This is a genomic window from Gracilimonas sp. (assembly GCF_040218225.1).
Lineage (GTDB): Bacteria > Bacteroidota > Rhodothermia > Balneolales > Balneolaceae > Gracilimonas.
Map to the genome: position 1 here is coordinate 377,401 of NZ_JAVJQO010000006.1, position 15,281 is coordinate 392,681.

The 15,281-nt window shown below is 41.0% G+C and carries 13 protein-coding genes; 11 read left to right on the plus strand and 2 right to left on the minus strand.

All coding sequences use genetic code 11. The features are described from left to right. Positions 1–38 precede the first annotated feature (38 nt). Positions 39–695, plus strand: a complete 657-nt coding sequence (gene lexA, locus RIB15_RS08955) for a transcriptional repressor LexA (protein ID WP_350201807.1) — start codon at positions 39–41, stop codon at positions 693–695. Here the strand turns inward: lexA and RIB15_RS08960 are convergent. Next, positions 692–928 (minus strand): hypothetical protein, encoded by a 237-nt coding sequence (locus RIB15_RS08960; protein ID WP_350201808.1) that lies wholly within the window; start codon positions 926–928, stop codon positions 692–694. The two genes, lexA and RIB15_RS08960, sit on opposite strands and share 4 nt — an antisense overlap. Positions 929–1,066: 138 nt before the next feature. Between RIB15_RS08960 and rplU the strand changes: the two genes are divergently transcribed. From rplU to RIB15_RS08980, 4 genes are all read left to right on the plus strand, one after another. Further along, entirely contained in the window at positions 1,067–1,582 is a 516-nt protein-coding gene (rplU, locus tag RIB15_RS08965; protein ID WP_350201809.1) for a 50S ribosomal protein L21, read from the plus strand. A 26-nt stretch (positions 1,583–1,608) separates the two neighbouring features. Then, positions 1,609–1,866, plus strand: a complete 258-nt coding sequence (rpmA, locus tag RIB15_RS08970; protein WP_255132860.1) for a 50S ribosomal protein L27 — start codon at positions 1,609–1,611, stop codon at positions 1,864–1,866. Between the two features lie 69 nt (positions 1,867–1,935). Then, on the plus strand, positions 1,936–2,589 hold the full coding sequence (locus RIB15_RS08975; protein WP_350201810.1) for a fumarylacetoacetate hydrolase family protein: 654 nt from the start codon (positions 1,936–1,938) through the stop codon (positions 2,587–2,589). A gap of 3 nt (positions 2,590–2,592) precedes the next feature. After that, on the plus strand, positions 2,593–4,401 hold the full coding sequence (locus tag RIB15_RS08980) for a M23 family metallopeptidase (RefSeq protein WP_350201811.1): 1,809 nt from the start codon (positions 2,593–2,595) through the stop codon (positions 4,399–4,401). Between the two features lie 29 nt (positions 4,402–4,430). On the opposite strand, the gene RIB15_RS08985 is transcribed toward RIB15_RS08980, so the two are convergent. Further along, entirely contained in the window at positions 4,431–4,808 is a 378-nt protein-coding gene (locus RIB15_RS08985) for a RidA family protein (RefSeq protein ID WP_350201812.1), read from the minus strand. 139 nt (positions 4,809–4,947) lie between these two features. Between RIB15_RS08985 and RIB15_RS08990 the strand changes: the two genes are divergently transcribed. The 6 genes from RIB15_RS08990 (at position 4,948) to porV (ending at position 15,279) form a co-directional block, all read left to right on the plus strand. Beyond that, positions 4,948–6,261, plus strand: a complete 1,314-nt coding sequence (locus tag RIB15_RS08990) for a tetratricopeptide repeat protein (RefSeq protein ID WP_350201813.1) — start codon at positions 4,948–4,950, stop codon at positions 6,259–6,261. 23 nt (positions 6,262–6,284) lie between these two features. Then, positions 6,285–7,475: a tetratricopeptide repeat protein gene (locus tag RIB15_RS08995; protein WP_350201814.1), complete on the plus strand. Its 1,191-nt coding sequence runs from the start codon at positions 6,285–6,287 to the stop codon at positions 7,473–7,475. A gap of 2 nt (positions 7,476–7,477) precedes the next feature. Further along, positions 7,478–8,614 (plus strand): cystathionine gamma-synthase, encoded by a 1,137-nt coding sequence (locus RIB15_RS09000; protein ID WP_350201815.1) that lies wholly within the window; start codon positions 7,478–7,480, stop codon positions 8,612–8,614. 84 nt (positions 8,615–8,698) lie between these two features. Continuing rightward, complete coding sequence (locus RIB15_RS09005) at positions 8,699–9,877, plus strand: acetyl-CoA C-acyltransferase (protein ID WP_350201816.1); 1,179 nt, start codon at positions 8,699–8,701, stop codon at positions 9,875–9,877. 269 nt (positions 9,878–10,146) lie between these two features. Beyond that, entirely contained in the window at positions 10,147–14,067 is a 3,921-nt protein-coding gene (porU, locus tag RIB15_RS09010; protein WP_350201817.1) for a type IX secretion system sortase PorU, read from the plus strand. A 54-nt stretch (positions 14,068–14,121) separates the two neighbouring features. Further along, a complete protein-coding gene (porV, locus tag RIB15_RS09015) occupies positions 14,122–15,279 on the plus strand; it encodes a type IX secretion system outer membrane channel protein PorV (protein ID WP_350201818.1) in 1,158 nt (385 codons plus the stop codon). Positions 15,280–15,281: the final 2 nt, after the last annotated feature.

The following is a 15,281-nucleotide window of genomic DNA, read 5'->3' on the forward strand; positions in this document are numbered from 1 at the left end:
TTTATTACACATGTTTCTTACATTAAATTACAGACGCCATGGATAATGCACATTTGACTCGTAAACAGCACGAATTTTTCACCTTCATTGTCGACTACAAAAAAGAAAATGAAGTGTGGCCAACATATCGTGAGATCGCGGACCACTTTGGTTATGCATCTCCCAATAGCGTGACCCAAAATATACAGGCACTACTCAAGAAAGGCTATTTAGTTAAAAGGAATGATGAAGAATATGATCTGCCTTCCGATAAAAAGAGTCTATTGGGTGAGACCGAGGAACAAGAGGGAATTCCAATTCGTGGACTGATTGCAGCCGGATCCCTTCAGGAAGCGGTAGAAGCTAACCTGGGAAGTATTACACTTGATACGCTCTTTCCAAACCTTGACGACTTATTCGCTCTTCGTGTGACCGGCTTCAGTATGAAAGATGTAGGTATTTATGATGGAGATTTTGTACTGCTGATGGATACTGATGTGAAAAATGGCGACATCGGAGCAGTTCTGTACGACGGAGAAACCAGCTTAAAGAAAATTTATTGGGATGATAACGGCTTACGGCTTGAACCTGCCAACGAAGATTATGACGACATATTTATTGAACCCGATGTATTTGAAGAAGTCCGCATTATTGGAAAATATATCGGTCATGTGAATCGGCAAGGGTTTCAGCGAGCTATTCCTCTGGTTGCTTAAGGCAACGGAGAATCTTCATTCAGGTGAGTCGGAAGATCTTTATCATCAAGAATAGTTGTCTTCTTGTTCGGCACTTTGAGTTCTTTAGCTATAGTAAGAAATCGACCGTTTGCGTCTTTCCGCGCTTCATGTAGCTGTGAATCTTTAATCCAGGCCCGTCCGCCATCTCTCTGCAGCCGTTTTGTATTTTTATACTTAAATGCTTGTTCGTGAAGCGATGGTAGTTTTTTCATTATTTTTGATTGAATTTCATTTTTCTAAATTTAAGTGAAGTTTCTGAATTTATCAGTATAGATTTGCTTTGTTTTGTCTGATCTAAGCCTTATCTTTTCAAGCTCTGAATTAAACGCAAAGAAAGAAATTAATCGATTATGTACGCTATTGTTGAAATCGGCGGACACCAATACAAAGTAGCTGAAAACGACGTGCTGTTTGTGGATAAGCAAAACGCCGACGGTAAGACGCTTACATTTGATAAAGTGTTGCTGATTAAAGATGACAACGGAAATGTAAACATTGGAACTCCTGTTGTTGAAGGAGCTGAAATTTCCGCTACGATCCTGGATACGGTTAAAGCTGATAAAGTATTAGTGTTCAAGAAAAAACGCCGTAAAGGATACCAGAAACTTAATGGACACCGACAGGTAATGTCTCAGATTCAAATTGAGAGCATTTCTGCATCCGGTTCTACTTCAAAAAAGAAAGCCGCTAAGAAAGAAGAAGCTCCTGCTCCTAAAGCAGAAGCCAAAAAGTCAGCTCCCAAAAAAGAAAAATCCGTTGATTTAGAATCAATGACAGTAGCTGAACTTAAAGACTTAGCAAAAGAAAAAGGCCTGACAGGATACTCAAGTATGAGAAAGGCCGAACTGATTGAAGCATTATCATAAATTTTCATTACTAAACCCTTACTGTTATGGCACATAAGAAAGGTCAAGGTTCAACAAAGAACGGTCGTGATTCAAACCCAAAAATGTTGGGTGTTAAAAAATTCGGTGGCGAGTTTGTACGTGCCGGAGGAATTATCGTGCGTCAGCGCGGAACCAAATTTCACCCAGGTGAAAATGTAAAACGAGGTGGCGACGATACTCTTTTCGCAACTTCTGATGGTACCGTTAATTTTGCTGTTCGTTCAGGTGGACGTAAGCACGTTAATGTAGATCCTATCAACTGATTTACAGTTATAAGAAATTTAAAGCCTCGTACATATTTTTGTACGAGGCTTTTTTTATATCTTATCGTTATGAAAAACCCTGAAATACCCGGTCTTGATATCCCTGTAAATAACATCTACTGCATTGGCAGAAATTATGCTCAACATGCAAAAGAATTAGGCAATTCTGTTCCTAAAATTCCCATTGTATTCATTAAACCATTAGGCACAATCTGCTACAGCGATACCACCATTGAACTGCCTGTCCAAAGTAATGATGTCCATTTTGAGGCTGAGATTGTAGTCGCTATTTCAAAAGAAGGCAAGAGCATTTCTCAAGGTTCTGCCCTTAATTATGTTGCAGGTTATGGTGCCGGCATCGACTTTACAGCCCGGGATATTCAGTCCATTTCCAAGAAGCAGGGACAGCCATGGACCATAGCAAAAGGTTTCGATAATTTTGCCCCCATCAGCACCTTTGTTCCATCTTCCCAAATTGAAAACCCAAATGACCTTGATATAAAGCTTTTTCACAACGGATTTGTAAAGCAACATGGAAATTCCTCAGAAATGGTTTTTCCTATAGCCAACTTAATATCCTTTCTTTCCAGCATTTTCACCCTTCATCCTGGAGACCTCATCTTTACAGGCACACCTGAAGGTGTTGGTCCGGTTGAATCAGGAGATAAACTGGAAGTGCTGTTAAATAATGGAGCTACAACATTAACGGTGAATATCGGATAGGCTTTGCGGTTTTTTATCATTTTTATTTTTTCTCTCCTTTTATCCGTAACTGAAGTTCAGGCCCAGGAGTACCTATGGCCTTCAAGTTCTGGTAATTATTTAAGCTCTACTTTTGGAGAAACCCGTTCTGCACATTTCCACGCCGGACTGGATATTAAAACCTGGGGCAGGGAAGGATATAAAGTTTTTGCAGCTCAGGATGGTAAACTCTATCGGCTACTGGTTACGGAAAGGGGCTACGGAAATGCCATTTATCTGAAGCATCCAGATGGAAGGTTCACGGTTTATGCGCACCTTCAACGATTCAACGAAAAATTTCAGTCTATCGCCGACTCAATCAGATTACAGGACTATTCTTTCGAGATGGATGCTTTCGTAGAAGTATTATCTGTAGATGTAAAGAAAGGAGAAGTAATTGGATATACTGGCTCCACCGGAATTGGCCCTCCACACCTTCACTTTGAAATCAGAGACTCACTGGACACCCCTGTCAACGCTTTAACTACCAACCTTTCTGTCAAAGACAACATCCCTCCTGTATTCTCATCACTGATTGTAGAACCTTTGACCAAAAACTCAAGGGTTAATGGAAAACCGGTATCTGATTTTATTCGTGTTAACAGTAATAACGGTACTTACCACTTTGGAGAAATAAAACTGACGGGGAAAGCAGGGTTGGCTGTAAATGTCTACGATCAGGCAGATGATGTTTACAATGCTTATGCAGTCTACTCACTTACTTTGGTCCAAAATGACGACACGCTTTTTCATCAGCAATTAAACAGGTTTAATTATGATGAAAGCAGCGAAATGTTTCTTGACCGGATAGCTCCTTTCGGATCTGCGCGACGTGGTCACCAACGGCTTTTCAGGAAAGACGGCAGTAACAACCCCTTTTATTTAATCACCAAGAAAAGTGCCGAGATAGAAATTCCGGATTCATCTAAGACCTACACGATCATAGCCTCAGACTACTTTGGTAACACTTCAAAAGCGAAGGTTACTTTTGTTAAAGACAGTAGCATTATACCTTCTCAGCCTTTGATTAATGCCAATACCGACCAATGGTATTGGACGGAAAACTGGGCCTCACCTGACTTGCAAAAGACGCTCGACTTAACTCGGGGTAACCTTGGATTTCCATGGAATGAATCTCAACAACTTTTGCATGTCGATTCTACGAACCACCTGCAACTCGTACGTATTACTCCTGAAAAACCTCAAAAAGTTGTTACTCCTGACCGCCAATTAACCTTAAGATTTGGCGAACAGGCTTTTTTTGACACACTAAGTATTGCAACTTACCATACAACAGACAGCAACAGGGTCAAAATATCGGTTCAACCTGAAATGCTGCCTACAAAATCTGATTTTGGATTGGAGTTTTTTTTGGGTGACTTCTATGAACCTGAAAACAATTATAGATTATTTCGGGTAGATGCTTCTGATGGTGAACTCGATTATGTGCCATCGAAGTTAATTGGCAGAACTATTCATGCAAGATTATCTTCAATGGGAGAATTCACTGTTAAAGCTGATAATAATCCGCCCGAATTTTCGAATTTTCGAATTTATAAAACCGATTATGGCAAGTGGCTGGCCTCCGTTCGGGTTACTGATGAACTTACAGGTATAGAATCTTCATCAGCCGAATTTTTTATTAATGATAAGAGAGGTATCGCTGAATATGATTATGAAGAGGAGCTATTAATTTACTACCTGCCGGACTTTACACCTCAATCTAATAATACCGCTATTGTCAAGATAAAAGATAAAGCCGGAAATACAGCCTCAAAGGTTTTTGAAAATTAAATTCCCGGCTCCAACGCCTTTAGCTATCGTTAAAGATGAGCTATACAGCTAATTTCAACCAGCACATTTTTAGGTAATGTCTTAACAGCAACAGTTTCTCTGGCCGGAGGGTTTGATGAAAAACGGGCTCCATATACTTCATTCACTGCACCAAAATCATCCATACTTGCCAGAAATATGGTACATTTTAGTACATGTGAGAAATCAACACCGGCTTCAGTCAAAACCGCTTCAAGGTTATTCATAACTTGAGCAGCTTGTTCAGCGGCTGTTTCTCCAACTAATTCCATAGTTTCCGGATTTAATGGAATTTGTCCGGAACAGTAAAGTGTTCCGTTATAAGAAGTTGCCTGGCTGTATGGCCCAATTGCGACTGGTGCTTTATCTGTAGCGTGTATTTTTTTCATGGATATATTCCTTAATAATTATGATGATACAAAAATCTTAAGCATGTGCGCTAATAAATTGCAGAAAGCAGCACATATGACTATTTTCGATAACATATACATTTGACCCGATTTCAACCAAATTCAATTTTATAATAAAATGAAAAAGCTACTTAGAAACTTACTTTCAGCGGTTCTTTTTGTAGGGATCCTTGCTAGTTGCGAAACAACAGATCCTTTGATCGAAGAGGCTCAGAAAAACATTTTCACTCAGAACTATGATTCTGCACTTGCAGTTCTAGACCGTTCGATCCAACAAAACCCTGAAAGCGGTCTTCCTTATTACTACAAAGCTACAACTTATAAAGAGATAGCATTAACAATTTCTCAGATAAGTGAACGAAAAGAAACGTATCAAAACTTTAGAGACGCGGCTGTAACTGCCCGTGAAAAATTTGCTACGATGGAAGAAACTCCTTCTGAGGCAGATGAAGTAAACAATCTTATTCTCAGCACCTGGGGTTATGAGCATAACAAAGCCATTGAACTCGTAAATAGTGACAGCTTAAAAGCTACCGTTGAAGAACCACTAAAAGTTGCGGTTGCACATCTTGAAAATGCAGTAATAATAAACCCGGACAGTACCCTTTCATGGGATATTCTTGCTCAGGTTCAAAGCATTGACGGTAATTACCCCGGAGCAATTGAAGCTTTGAATACTTCAATGGAGATGAAAAGCACCCCTCCCTCTGATGATTACCTCAGATTAGGAGCTTATTACCGTGACAATGAGCAGCCGGAAGAAGCAATTGATGTACTAGAAACTGGTGTTGAATCTTATCCGGATAGTGTACAATTGGTACAGGTTCTTGCAGATGTTTACATGCAAGCTGGTCAGCGAGATAAATCAATTCAAACAATCGAAGCTTTGATTGAACGTGATCCAAATAATGCTCAATACCATTTAGCATTAGGAACTCAGTTACTTCAGGCAACAACTGAAATCTCTGAAAATATCACTGGCAACTACGACAAAATTTATGATCTAGACACTGAGCTCAGAAATAACAGAAACAAATCTGCGGCTATCAAAGCATCAATTGATTCATTAGTGTCTGTAAATGAGGAGTTAACTGCTGAAATGAATCAGTTAAGCGACCAGGCTGAGTCTGAATTGATCAGAGTTACTGAATTACGCCCAAATAGTGCTCAGGCTTTTCAGTATCTTGGGATTTATTTCACAAATAAGGCAGCAGCTTTATACGAGAAAAGAAACTTTACTCAAGACAATGAGCTAGCCAATCAGCTTGATCAGCAAGCTAAGGAAGAGCTCAAAGAAGCAATGAAGTACTACGAGAGAGCTGTTGAAATTGAACCGGACAACACTGGCTACTGGCAGTCACTTTCCCGAATTTATGTACAGCTCGACATGCAGGAAAAAGCTTCCGAAGCTATGGATAAAGCGGGCATGTAATTTTACATATCAAAAAATTTAATATGACTATTTCAAATTTTACCCGGCTGACAGGCTTACTACTGGTAGCCGGGTTTTTTATTTCTTGCAGTTCATCCAGAGTTAACATTGATGAATTGCTTGCAGATAACAAGTATCAGGAAGCCATTAACGAAATCGACATACGGCTTGCTGAAAACCCAGATCAGCCTTCACTTTATATCCAGAAGGCTAAAATTAATGCCGATCTTGCCCATCAGGCAGACCCTGAATTAAGGGCTGAATTTTACAGTAATACGACTGATAATTTCGGATTAGCTGTTGAATACGGAGCCGATGAGGCACAGATATCTGTTATTGATAGTTTACGGCAGCAATACTGGAAAAAAGAGCATAATGCAGGTCTCCGAATTTCAGAGAATGACGATATTTCTGAACGTTACCAGCGAGCAGCCATACATTTTCAGAATGCTCTGATCCTGCAAGAAGATGCCGTTAGTTCTTACAAAAACCTTTCTATAGCCCAATTCAATCTGGGCAGTATAGATGAAGCTATTGGTACCCTGGAGACGGCTTTGGAATTCGCAGAAGAAAATCCAGAAGAAATTTATGAGAACCTGGGTTACTTACATCTTGAAAAGGGCGACCCAGAACAGGCCTCTTATTATTACGAACAAGCAAATACCAATATTCAGGAAGACCTTAATCTGGCCTTTGGTCTGATCAACGCATACATATCCAATGGAAGTAGCGAAAAGGCCTCTAATATGCTTGAAGGTTTAGTGGCCGAATATCCAAATAATGCTAACCTAAGAAATGTATTCGGAACCCAGCTCTATCAAATAACCTCGGGTATTCTGGAAGATCTTAAAACGGCCTACTCAAATAATGACACGGTATTGGTAGAGCAAATCAAGTTTGAAGCTGAGGGAATGGGTGATGAAGCAGAAACGCAACTAATCGAAGCCTTCAAGAGAGATACGTCGAATACAGAATACATTGAAAGTCTGGCTGTTTTCTACAATAACTTATCAGCTCAGTATTTATCGATTTTACCGGTAGCTTTTGAGAACGACAGAGCAAAACTGGAATCCAAGGCATATACTTTAATTAACTTCGCGATTGATTATTACGAAAAATTGGTTGTCATTGATCCAAATAACGAAGAGTACACTCAAAAGCTCGGCGTTCTAAAAACTCTAGAAAATCGCAGAACTGCATCAGCAGAAAACTAACTATGAAATTTAATACCAAGACTATTCATGCCGGCCAGAAACCTGAAGAGACTTCTGGTGCGGTTATGCCTCCTATTTTTCAAACTTCAACTTATGCTCAGGAAGCACCAAATCAGCATAAAGGGTACGACTATGCCCGCGTAGGAAATCCTACAAGAACAGCTCTTGAGAACATGATAGCCGGACTGGAAGGAGCAGATGAAGCAGCTTGTTTTTCCAGTGGTGTGGCAGCTATGGATGCTCTGATGAAAATGTTCCGGCCCGGCGACCATGTGGTCACTACCAATGATTTATATGGTGGTTCCTATCGGTTATTTACCAAAGTGTTCGAACCTTATGGTATTGATTTTACTTTTGTGGATATGACAGACCTCGAAAAGGTCAGAGAGGCCATCACCCCACAAACAAAACTAATGTGGATTGAAACTCCAACCAATCCCCTGCTTCGTATTGTAGACATTAAAGCATTGGTTGATATTGCCAAACCCAAAAATATTCTTACTGTGGTAGACAATACTTTTGCCTCACCATATCTGCAAAGACCTTTAGAATTCGGAGCCGATGCGGTCTTGCACTCGGCAACCAAGTATCTTGCAGGACATTCAGACGTAATACACGGTGCCGTGGCAAGTTCCCATAAAGAGATCATGGACAACCTTCGGTTTCAAACCAAAACGTCCGGGGCTGTACCTGGTCCTATGGATTGCTATCTGACACTAAGAGGTATCAAAACCTTAAGTGTGCGTGTTCAACGTTCTGTTGATAATGCCAAGCAAATTGCCTCCTTTTTAGAAAATCACAGTGAAATTCAATCTGTTTTATACCCGGGTTTATCCTCCCATCCTCAACATGATTTAGCCAGCAAGCAAATGGATGATTTTGGAGCTATGCTTTCATTTACGCTAAAGAACGACTCTATTGAAGCAGCAACAAAATTTATGAGCAATACGAACATTTTCACTCTTGCTGAAAGTTTGGGTGGTGTGGAGTCACTAATCAGTCACCCGGCTTCTATGACTCATGGCTCTATCCCAAAAGATGTTCGGGAAAAAGCGGGTTTACAAGATTCTTTAATTCGTATTTCCGTTGGAATTGAAGATGCCGATGATCTTATCGAAGACCTTAAACAGGCATTTTGATATACCATCATTGGTGAGCCTTTAGTATCTTCCATGCGCTGGAAAAGCGCTTACAGAATATCTAATCTAAAATCTATTTCGATCATGCGAGACGTTGTAATTGTATCTGCAAAAAGAACCCCCATGGGTGCCTTTGGTGGCAGCCTGTCTTCTTTCTCAGCTCCGGAACTTGGAGCTTCTGCCATCCTTGAGGCAGTTAAAGCAGGAGGCATTAAACCTGATGATGTACAAGAAGTAGTTATGGGGAATGTGCTTTCAGCTGGTATAGGGCAGGCTCCGGCTCGTCAAGCAGCCATGAAAGCTGGCTTACACCAACGAACACCTGCTACTACAGTCAACAAAGTATGTGCTTCAGGTATGAAGTCGATCATGATTGCAGCAGACCAAATTCGTTTAGGTCAAGCTGACATTATTGTAGCAGGCGGAATGGAAAGCATGAGTAATGTTCCATACTACCTTCCCAAACAACGATTTGGTGCAAAATATGGGCATGTTGAAGCTGAAGACGGTATCGTAAAAGACGGCTTATGGGACGTATACAATAAATACCTGATGGGTAATGCCGGAGACTTATGCGCCCGTGAATGCAATATTAGCCGTGAAGAGCAGGATGAGTATGCAATTAATTCATATAAAAGAGCGATTGATGCAACTGAAAAAGGCTACTTCAAAGACGAAGTAATTAAAATTAAGGTCAAAGACCGCAAGGGAAATGTCACCGAAGTAGAAAAGGATGAAGAGCTGGATAAAGTCCGGTTTGAAAAAATCCCCGAACTTCGACCTGTTTTTGACAAAGAGGGCACAGTAACTGCTGCCAATGCTTCCAGTATTAATGATGGTGCTGCAGCAGTTCTCGTTATGAGTGCTGAAAAAGCCAAAGAACTTGGACTCAAACCTTTGGCAAAAATCTTAAGTCATGCAAGTGCCGCTAAAGCACCCGAATGGTTTACAACGGCTCCAGCCGATGCAATTCCTATTGCACTCAAAAGAGCTGGGCTTACCAAGAATGATATTGATCTCTTTGAAATCAATGAAGCTTTTTCTGTAGTCGCATTAGCTAACAACCAGATTTTAGAACTTGATCCTGAAAAAGTAAACATTCATGGCGGAGCCGTAAGTATTGGCCATCCACTGGGATGTTCAGGAGCACGTATCATTGTCACGCTCATTCATGCCTTACGCAGAACACAGGGTAAATATGGTTGTGCCGGTATCTGCAACGGCGGAGGCGGTGCTTCTTCTCTTGTTCTAGAAATGCTTTAGTAAGTTTAGCCCACTCTATTTTCGAGTGGGCTATTTTTTTATTGACATTATTATTTCACAAACCTATTATACAGCTGACCTGAAACAAAACGACTCTACTTTATAGAATAAAGCTACTATTCAATTATCGTTAACTAAACATCAGCGCAGAGAATAACTCTTATCTTACAGGTCAACTTAAACTCGAAGTACTATATATATTATAGAATAAACTGCTACTAAACCTTAAGCGTCTACGAACGCTCAACCAGTAAACTATTAGTTCATTTATGCTTAACAAGCTGCTTTTTATCAGTGGTTTGCTTTGCTTATTTATTGCTGAACCTATTATAGCGCAGCAACTAAAAGTAGTAGCAGAAACAGATTCATTTACGGATTACGAGTTTTTGAATGAAGACCTGAAAGTCATGTCTCCCTATGGGATTATGGCTCCGGTTTCTGGGAATGCCCCTCGCTATCAAATCCTTGAACAAGCTGTTTCAACAAAAAGTGGTAAGGTTTCAGTTGAAAAAGCAGCCGTGCTGGCCCTTTCTGATGATTCAAAACCTATAATCGAAGTTTCCGATCCGGGTATTTACCGTGGACAAAAAGTAAGTTCGCTAAGTATAAACATTGCCCGGTATGGTGAAAACAGTACAAAAATACTCAGGAAACTAAGAATCCGGGTTTACAAAGACGGTGATACCAGATTACCTGAATTAAAAGCAACGAAGCAAGTTAACAGTTCTTCATTTGAGAATGGTACCTGGTATAAAATCCCCATTAGTAAAAACGGTATTTATGAACTTGATTCAGAATATCTCGAAGAGATGGGTATCGATCTCAGTTCCGCTGACCCCCGTAATTTCCAGCTTTGGGGAACCGGTGGTTACCAGCTTCCAGAGGCAAATAGTCAGCCACGTCCTTCATTAATACAAATTCCTATCATTGTTGAAGGCCAGAATGATGGCGTCTTTAACAATAATGACCGCATTCTTTTTTATGGAAACTCCCCGCATCAGGTACTGAGGGATAGTATTAACTTTGAACACCGCCTCCACCCTTACAGCAATCAGTCTTTTGTTTTCTTAACGGTTTCGGATTCTCCGGGAGATCGGCTATCTGCGGTTAATAATAACATTTCCACGCCCTCTACCTCCCGCACAGTAGATTCATTTCTGGATTTCATTTGGAAAGATGAAGAGCTCAATAAAACTGAAGAAAGTATTAAATCAGGAAGATACTGGTTTGGGCGACGTTTTGAAGCCTCAAGCAATGGAACTTCTATTCCCATCTTCTCAGATACCCTTGCCGGTATAATTCAGGGAGAGCCAATAACTGTTGAGGCTCAGTTTGTAAGCAGGTCTACACGTAGTGCAAATTTTGAAATAACAGTGAACGGGCAGCAGGTTCGTACTGTAAATATTCGTGGCCTGTCATGCCGTAGCTGCGGAAACTGCTACAATTGCAGCGAAGGTGATTCAGGGGTTGAAGGCGCTTTTAAAACCAGCCTTATTCCAACTATTCAAAATGGAATTATTGAAGCCGAGGCCACTTATAACCATACTGAATCCAGTTCAAGAGGCTTTTTAGACTGGTTTCGAGTAGTGGTTCAACGTGAGCTACAGGCCCAGGAAAACCGTCTTTACTTCTATTCCCCTGCTAATGGTTCCTCAAACGAACTTGCGCAATATCAGCTTTCAGGTTTTGACAGCCAGCCCGTCATCCTCGATGTGAGTGATGTAACAAATCCAAAATTACTGAGTTCTTCAGGATCTAACGGCAATTACAACTTCAATTACTATTCGGGTAATGATTTACGTTTCATCGCCCAATCTACTTTTGATCAGCCTGCGATGGGTTCATTAGTTCAGCCTCAGAATCTGAAAGGAATTACAGATTATCCAGATTACATTATTGTTACTTCTGAAACTTTTCTGGAGTACGCCGAGGACCTTGCTTCTTATCGAGCTCAAAATGACGGATTGAACCCCGTAATTGTAACCCAGCAACAAATTCTAAATGAATTTTCAGGGGGTGTTGTCGACCCTTCCGCCATTCGTGATTATGCCAAATTCCTTTATGACCGCGCACTGAACGACGGACAAGAACCCCCAAAATACTTGCTGCTTTTTGGTGACACCACCTTCGACTATAAAAACGTAATAACAAATAGTTTTCAGAATTATATCGTCACTTATCAAAGCAGTGAGTCTCTGGAAAGAATCCGTTCTTTTGCCACTGATGATTTCTTCGGCTTTCTTGATGACTCGGAAGGTGATTTTGGAACCGGCAATACCAGTAACTCTCATTACATGGATATTGGGCTGGGCCGCATATCAGCCCAAACAAGGGCTGAAGCCGCCATTGCTGTACAGAAAATAAAAACCTATGAAGACCCTGCGAATACCGGCAACTGGCAAAATCTTTTGACCTTTGCTGCAGACGATGATTTCCCCTCTGCTACTGATAGAGATATTCATGTTATTAATGCAGACGAAACCGCAGAACGCATGAATTATATTGAACCTGGTTTAAGAGTTAAAAAGATCTATGAGTTTGACTACCCGGCAGAAATAACCGGTTCAGGAAGACAAATACCCGGGGCCACTGAAGAATTCATAAGCACCCTCAACGAAGGAACGCTGGTGATGAATTACTCAGGACATGGCAATGAACAAACACTTTCAGACGAAGAACTCTTCTTAACCAATTACATACCCAATCTCTCAAACAGGGATCAATTAGCCTTATTTGTAACCGCTACATGCCAGTTTGGTAGATACGATGACATTGATGCCCAATCTGGTGCAGAACAATTATTATTTGCCGAAAATGGCGGAATCGTGGGTGCTTTTACTACTACCCGGGTTGTCTTCACAGGTGGTAGTCCTTCTGCAGGAAATAATTTTGGACTAAATATCGCATTATCTCAGCGAATGGTTGAGCGTAATACAGATGGCACGCCTTTAAGGCTGGGTGACATTTTTATGCGGACTAAGAATTCAAGTATTGGAGGAACAACGGTAGTTTCTACGATAAACAGTAAGAAATTCATTTTAATCGGTGATCCGGCAACTAAATTCCGGCTACCTGAGCAAAACGCAGAATTAACATCTCTCAACGACTATTCGGAGAACGGAACCGATACAACCCTGACCATTCAAGCACTGGATCAGGTCAATCTTTCAGGACAAATAAAAGATCTTCAGGGGAATATCCTTTCAGACTATAATGGGGAAGCAGTTGTAACAGTACTTGATGCCCCCCGAGATGTTCCCCTCCCATCAGATCGTTCATGGGTCGCATCCGGTAACTGTAATTTAACCGATTGTAACTACACAGCCGAGAATGATATTCTTTTCAGAGGTAAAGCGGCTATCACAAATGGTGAATTTAATTCTTCATTTATAGTACCGAAGGATATTAGCTTTTCAGATAATAATGGCCGCATTATTTTCTTTGCCAATAATAATGGACAAACAGCTGGCGGTTCGTTTACAAAAGTTCGTTTTAACGGAGTAAATGAAGATGCTATAGATGATGGCTCTGGCCCTCAAATGGATGTATTTCTGAATGATGAACGCTTTGTTAACGGAAACCTGGTGAATAGTTCACCAAAACTAATTATTGAACTTGAAGACCAATCTGGCATAAACACTACAGGAACAGGAGTAGGACATGAAATAATTGCTACAATCGATACAGAACCACAACAATCGTTCGTCCTCAACGAGTTTTATGAGGGCAGTTTAAATGATTTCACGCGGGGGCGTATCGAGTACCCTCTGGATCAACTTCCGGAGGGTAGTTATACCCTTAAAGTTCGAGCGTGGGATGTGCACAATAATCCTTCTGAAGAAGAAGTTTTCTTTGAAGTAGCATCGAGTGAGGAGTTAAGCGTCAGAAACGTATACAACTTCCCAAACCCGATGAATGATGCCACCCGTTTCAGCTTCGAACATAATCAACCCGGTAACCCACTCGACGTTTCAGTTCGTGTTTACACACTGAGTGGCAAACCGGTTCAGCAAATTGAACAGTCACTCATAACTACAAGTTCTTATGCCAGTATTTCATGGGATGGCCGTGACCGGGATTATGATCGCCTGGGTAACGGTACTTATATTTATGTGCTTCGGGTTACAGCAAATACCCCAAAAGGAAGACAAACAACAGAGCAAGTCGAAAAGCTCGTAATTATACGATAACATCGTAACTTAACCCTGAATCTCTTATATTCAATTATCTTAAATTCGTTTTTTATGAAAAGGACAGTATCCATAATAGCGGCAGCATTATTCTTAATGCCTGCCATCACATATGCACAGGTTGCCATTACAGCGGTGCCCTTTCTTCAAATTGAACCGGATTCGCGCGGTGCCGGAATGGGTAACACCGGAGTGGCAATCGCAGACAACGCATCTGCGCTATTTTGGAACCCGGCTGGTCTGGCCTTCCAGAAAAGCAATAAAAGAGGATCCAATCAAGCCAGTATTACCCACTCTAATTGGCTAGCCAACTTTAATGTAAGTGATCTATTTTACGATTATGTAGTAGGTAAATATTATGTTGAAGGTATAGGCACCTTTGGAGCACATCTAACTTACTTAAATCTGGGGGAACAGGTAGAAACGGATGAAACAAGCCCAGAACCTATTTCAAGATTTAATAGTTATGAAGTAGCTCTTGGTGGTTCTTATGGTTACCAGGTCAGTAAAAACTTTGGTGTCGGAACCAGCCTCAGGCTTATCTACTCCAGTTTAGCAAGTGGTACTTCCATTGCAGCCCAAAAGGTAAACCCGGGTAGCAGTGTGGCAGTCGATCTCTCTTTCTTATACAAAACAGACATTTTTGCACTTGGTGGAAGAGATGCCCGGTTTAGTTTTGGATCAAACCTGTCTAATCTGGGGCCTGGTATTCAATACACCGATAACGCCCAGAAGGATCCTCTTCCAACCGTACTACGTTTTGGCTGGTCCTTTGATCTCGATCTCGATGATGAAGGTATTAACCGAATTACCGTAGCTAACGATATCTCCAAGATTATGGCCCGGACTGATAAGTTTGAGGTTCAAAGCGGAGACTCTACCGTTATCGAGACAAGAGCAGTTGGCCCTATTGAGGCACTGTATAAATCATGGAACAGCTTCGAGCGCTTCGATGGTCAAAACACCGTAGAAGTTGGACTTATGCAACAGTTTATGATTGGAGCCGGAATTGAATATTGGTATGCTGATCAATTCGCTCTGCGAGGTGGTTATTATTTTGAAGATCCACAAAACGGTGACCGTGAATACATCACCTTTGGTGCCGGTATCCGTTATAGCTTTCTGGGTGTTGACTTCAGTTATATAAAAACGCTTGAAGAAGATCACCCACTTGCCAACACGTTACGTTTCAGTTTGCTTATTGACTTTTAATA

What these genes read in the sequence shown, in the direction of transcription:
- RIB15_RS08995 (WP_350201814.1), top strand. Translation starts at nt 6,285, where the DNA reads ATGACTATTTCAAATTTTACCCGGCTGACAGGCTTACTACTGGTAGCC.
- rplU (WP_350201809.1), top strand. Translation starts at nt 1,067, where the DNA reads ATGTACGCTATTGTTGAAATCGGCGGACACCAATACAAAGTAGCTGAA.
- RIB15_RS08985 (WP_350201812.1), bottom strand. Translation starts at nt 4,808, where the DNA reads ATGAAAAAAATACACGCTACAGATAAAGCACCAGTCGCAATTGGGCCA.
- RIB15_RS09000 (WP_350201815.1), top strand. Translation starts at nt 7,478, where the DNA reads ATGAAATTTAATACCAAGACTATTCATGCCGGCCAGAAACCTGAAGAG.
- RIB15_RS09005 (WP_350201816.1), top strand. Translation starts at nt 8,699, where the DNA reads ATGCGAGACGTTGTAATTGTATCTGCAAAAAGAACCCCCATGGGTGCC.
- RIB15_RS08990 (WP_350201813.1), top strand. Translation starts at nt 4,948, where the DNA reads ATGAAAAAGCTACTTAGAAACTTACTTTCAGCGGTTCTTTTTGTAGGG.
- RIB15_RS08960 (WP_350201808.1), bottom strand. Translation starts at nt 928, where the DNA reads ATGAAAAAACTACCATCGCTTCACGAACAAGCATTTAAGTATAAAAAT.
- porV (WP_350201818.1), top strand. Translation starts at nt 14,122, where the DNA reads ATGAAAAGGACAGTATCCATAATAGCGGCAGCATTATTCTTAATGCCT.
- RIB15_RS08975 (WP_350201810.1), top strand. Translation starts at nt 1,936, where the DNA reads ATGAAAAACCCTGAAATACCCGGTCTTGATATCCCTGTAAATAACATC.
- rpmA (WP_255132860.1), top strand. Translation starts at nt 1,609, where the DNA reads ATGGCACATAAGAAAGGTCAAGGTTCAACAAAGAACGGTCGTGATTCA.
- porU (WP_350201817.1), top strand. Translation starts at nt 10,147, where the DNA reads ATGCTTAACAAGCTGCTTTTTATCAGTGGTTTGCTTTGCTTATTTATT.
- lexA (WP_350201807.1), top strand. Translation starts at nt 39, where the DNA reads ATGGATAATGCACATTTGACTCGTAAACAGCACGAATTTTTCACCTTC.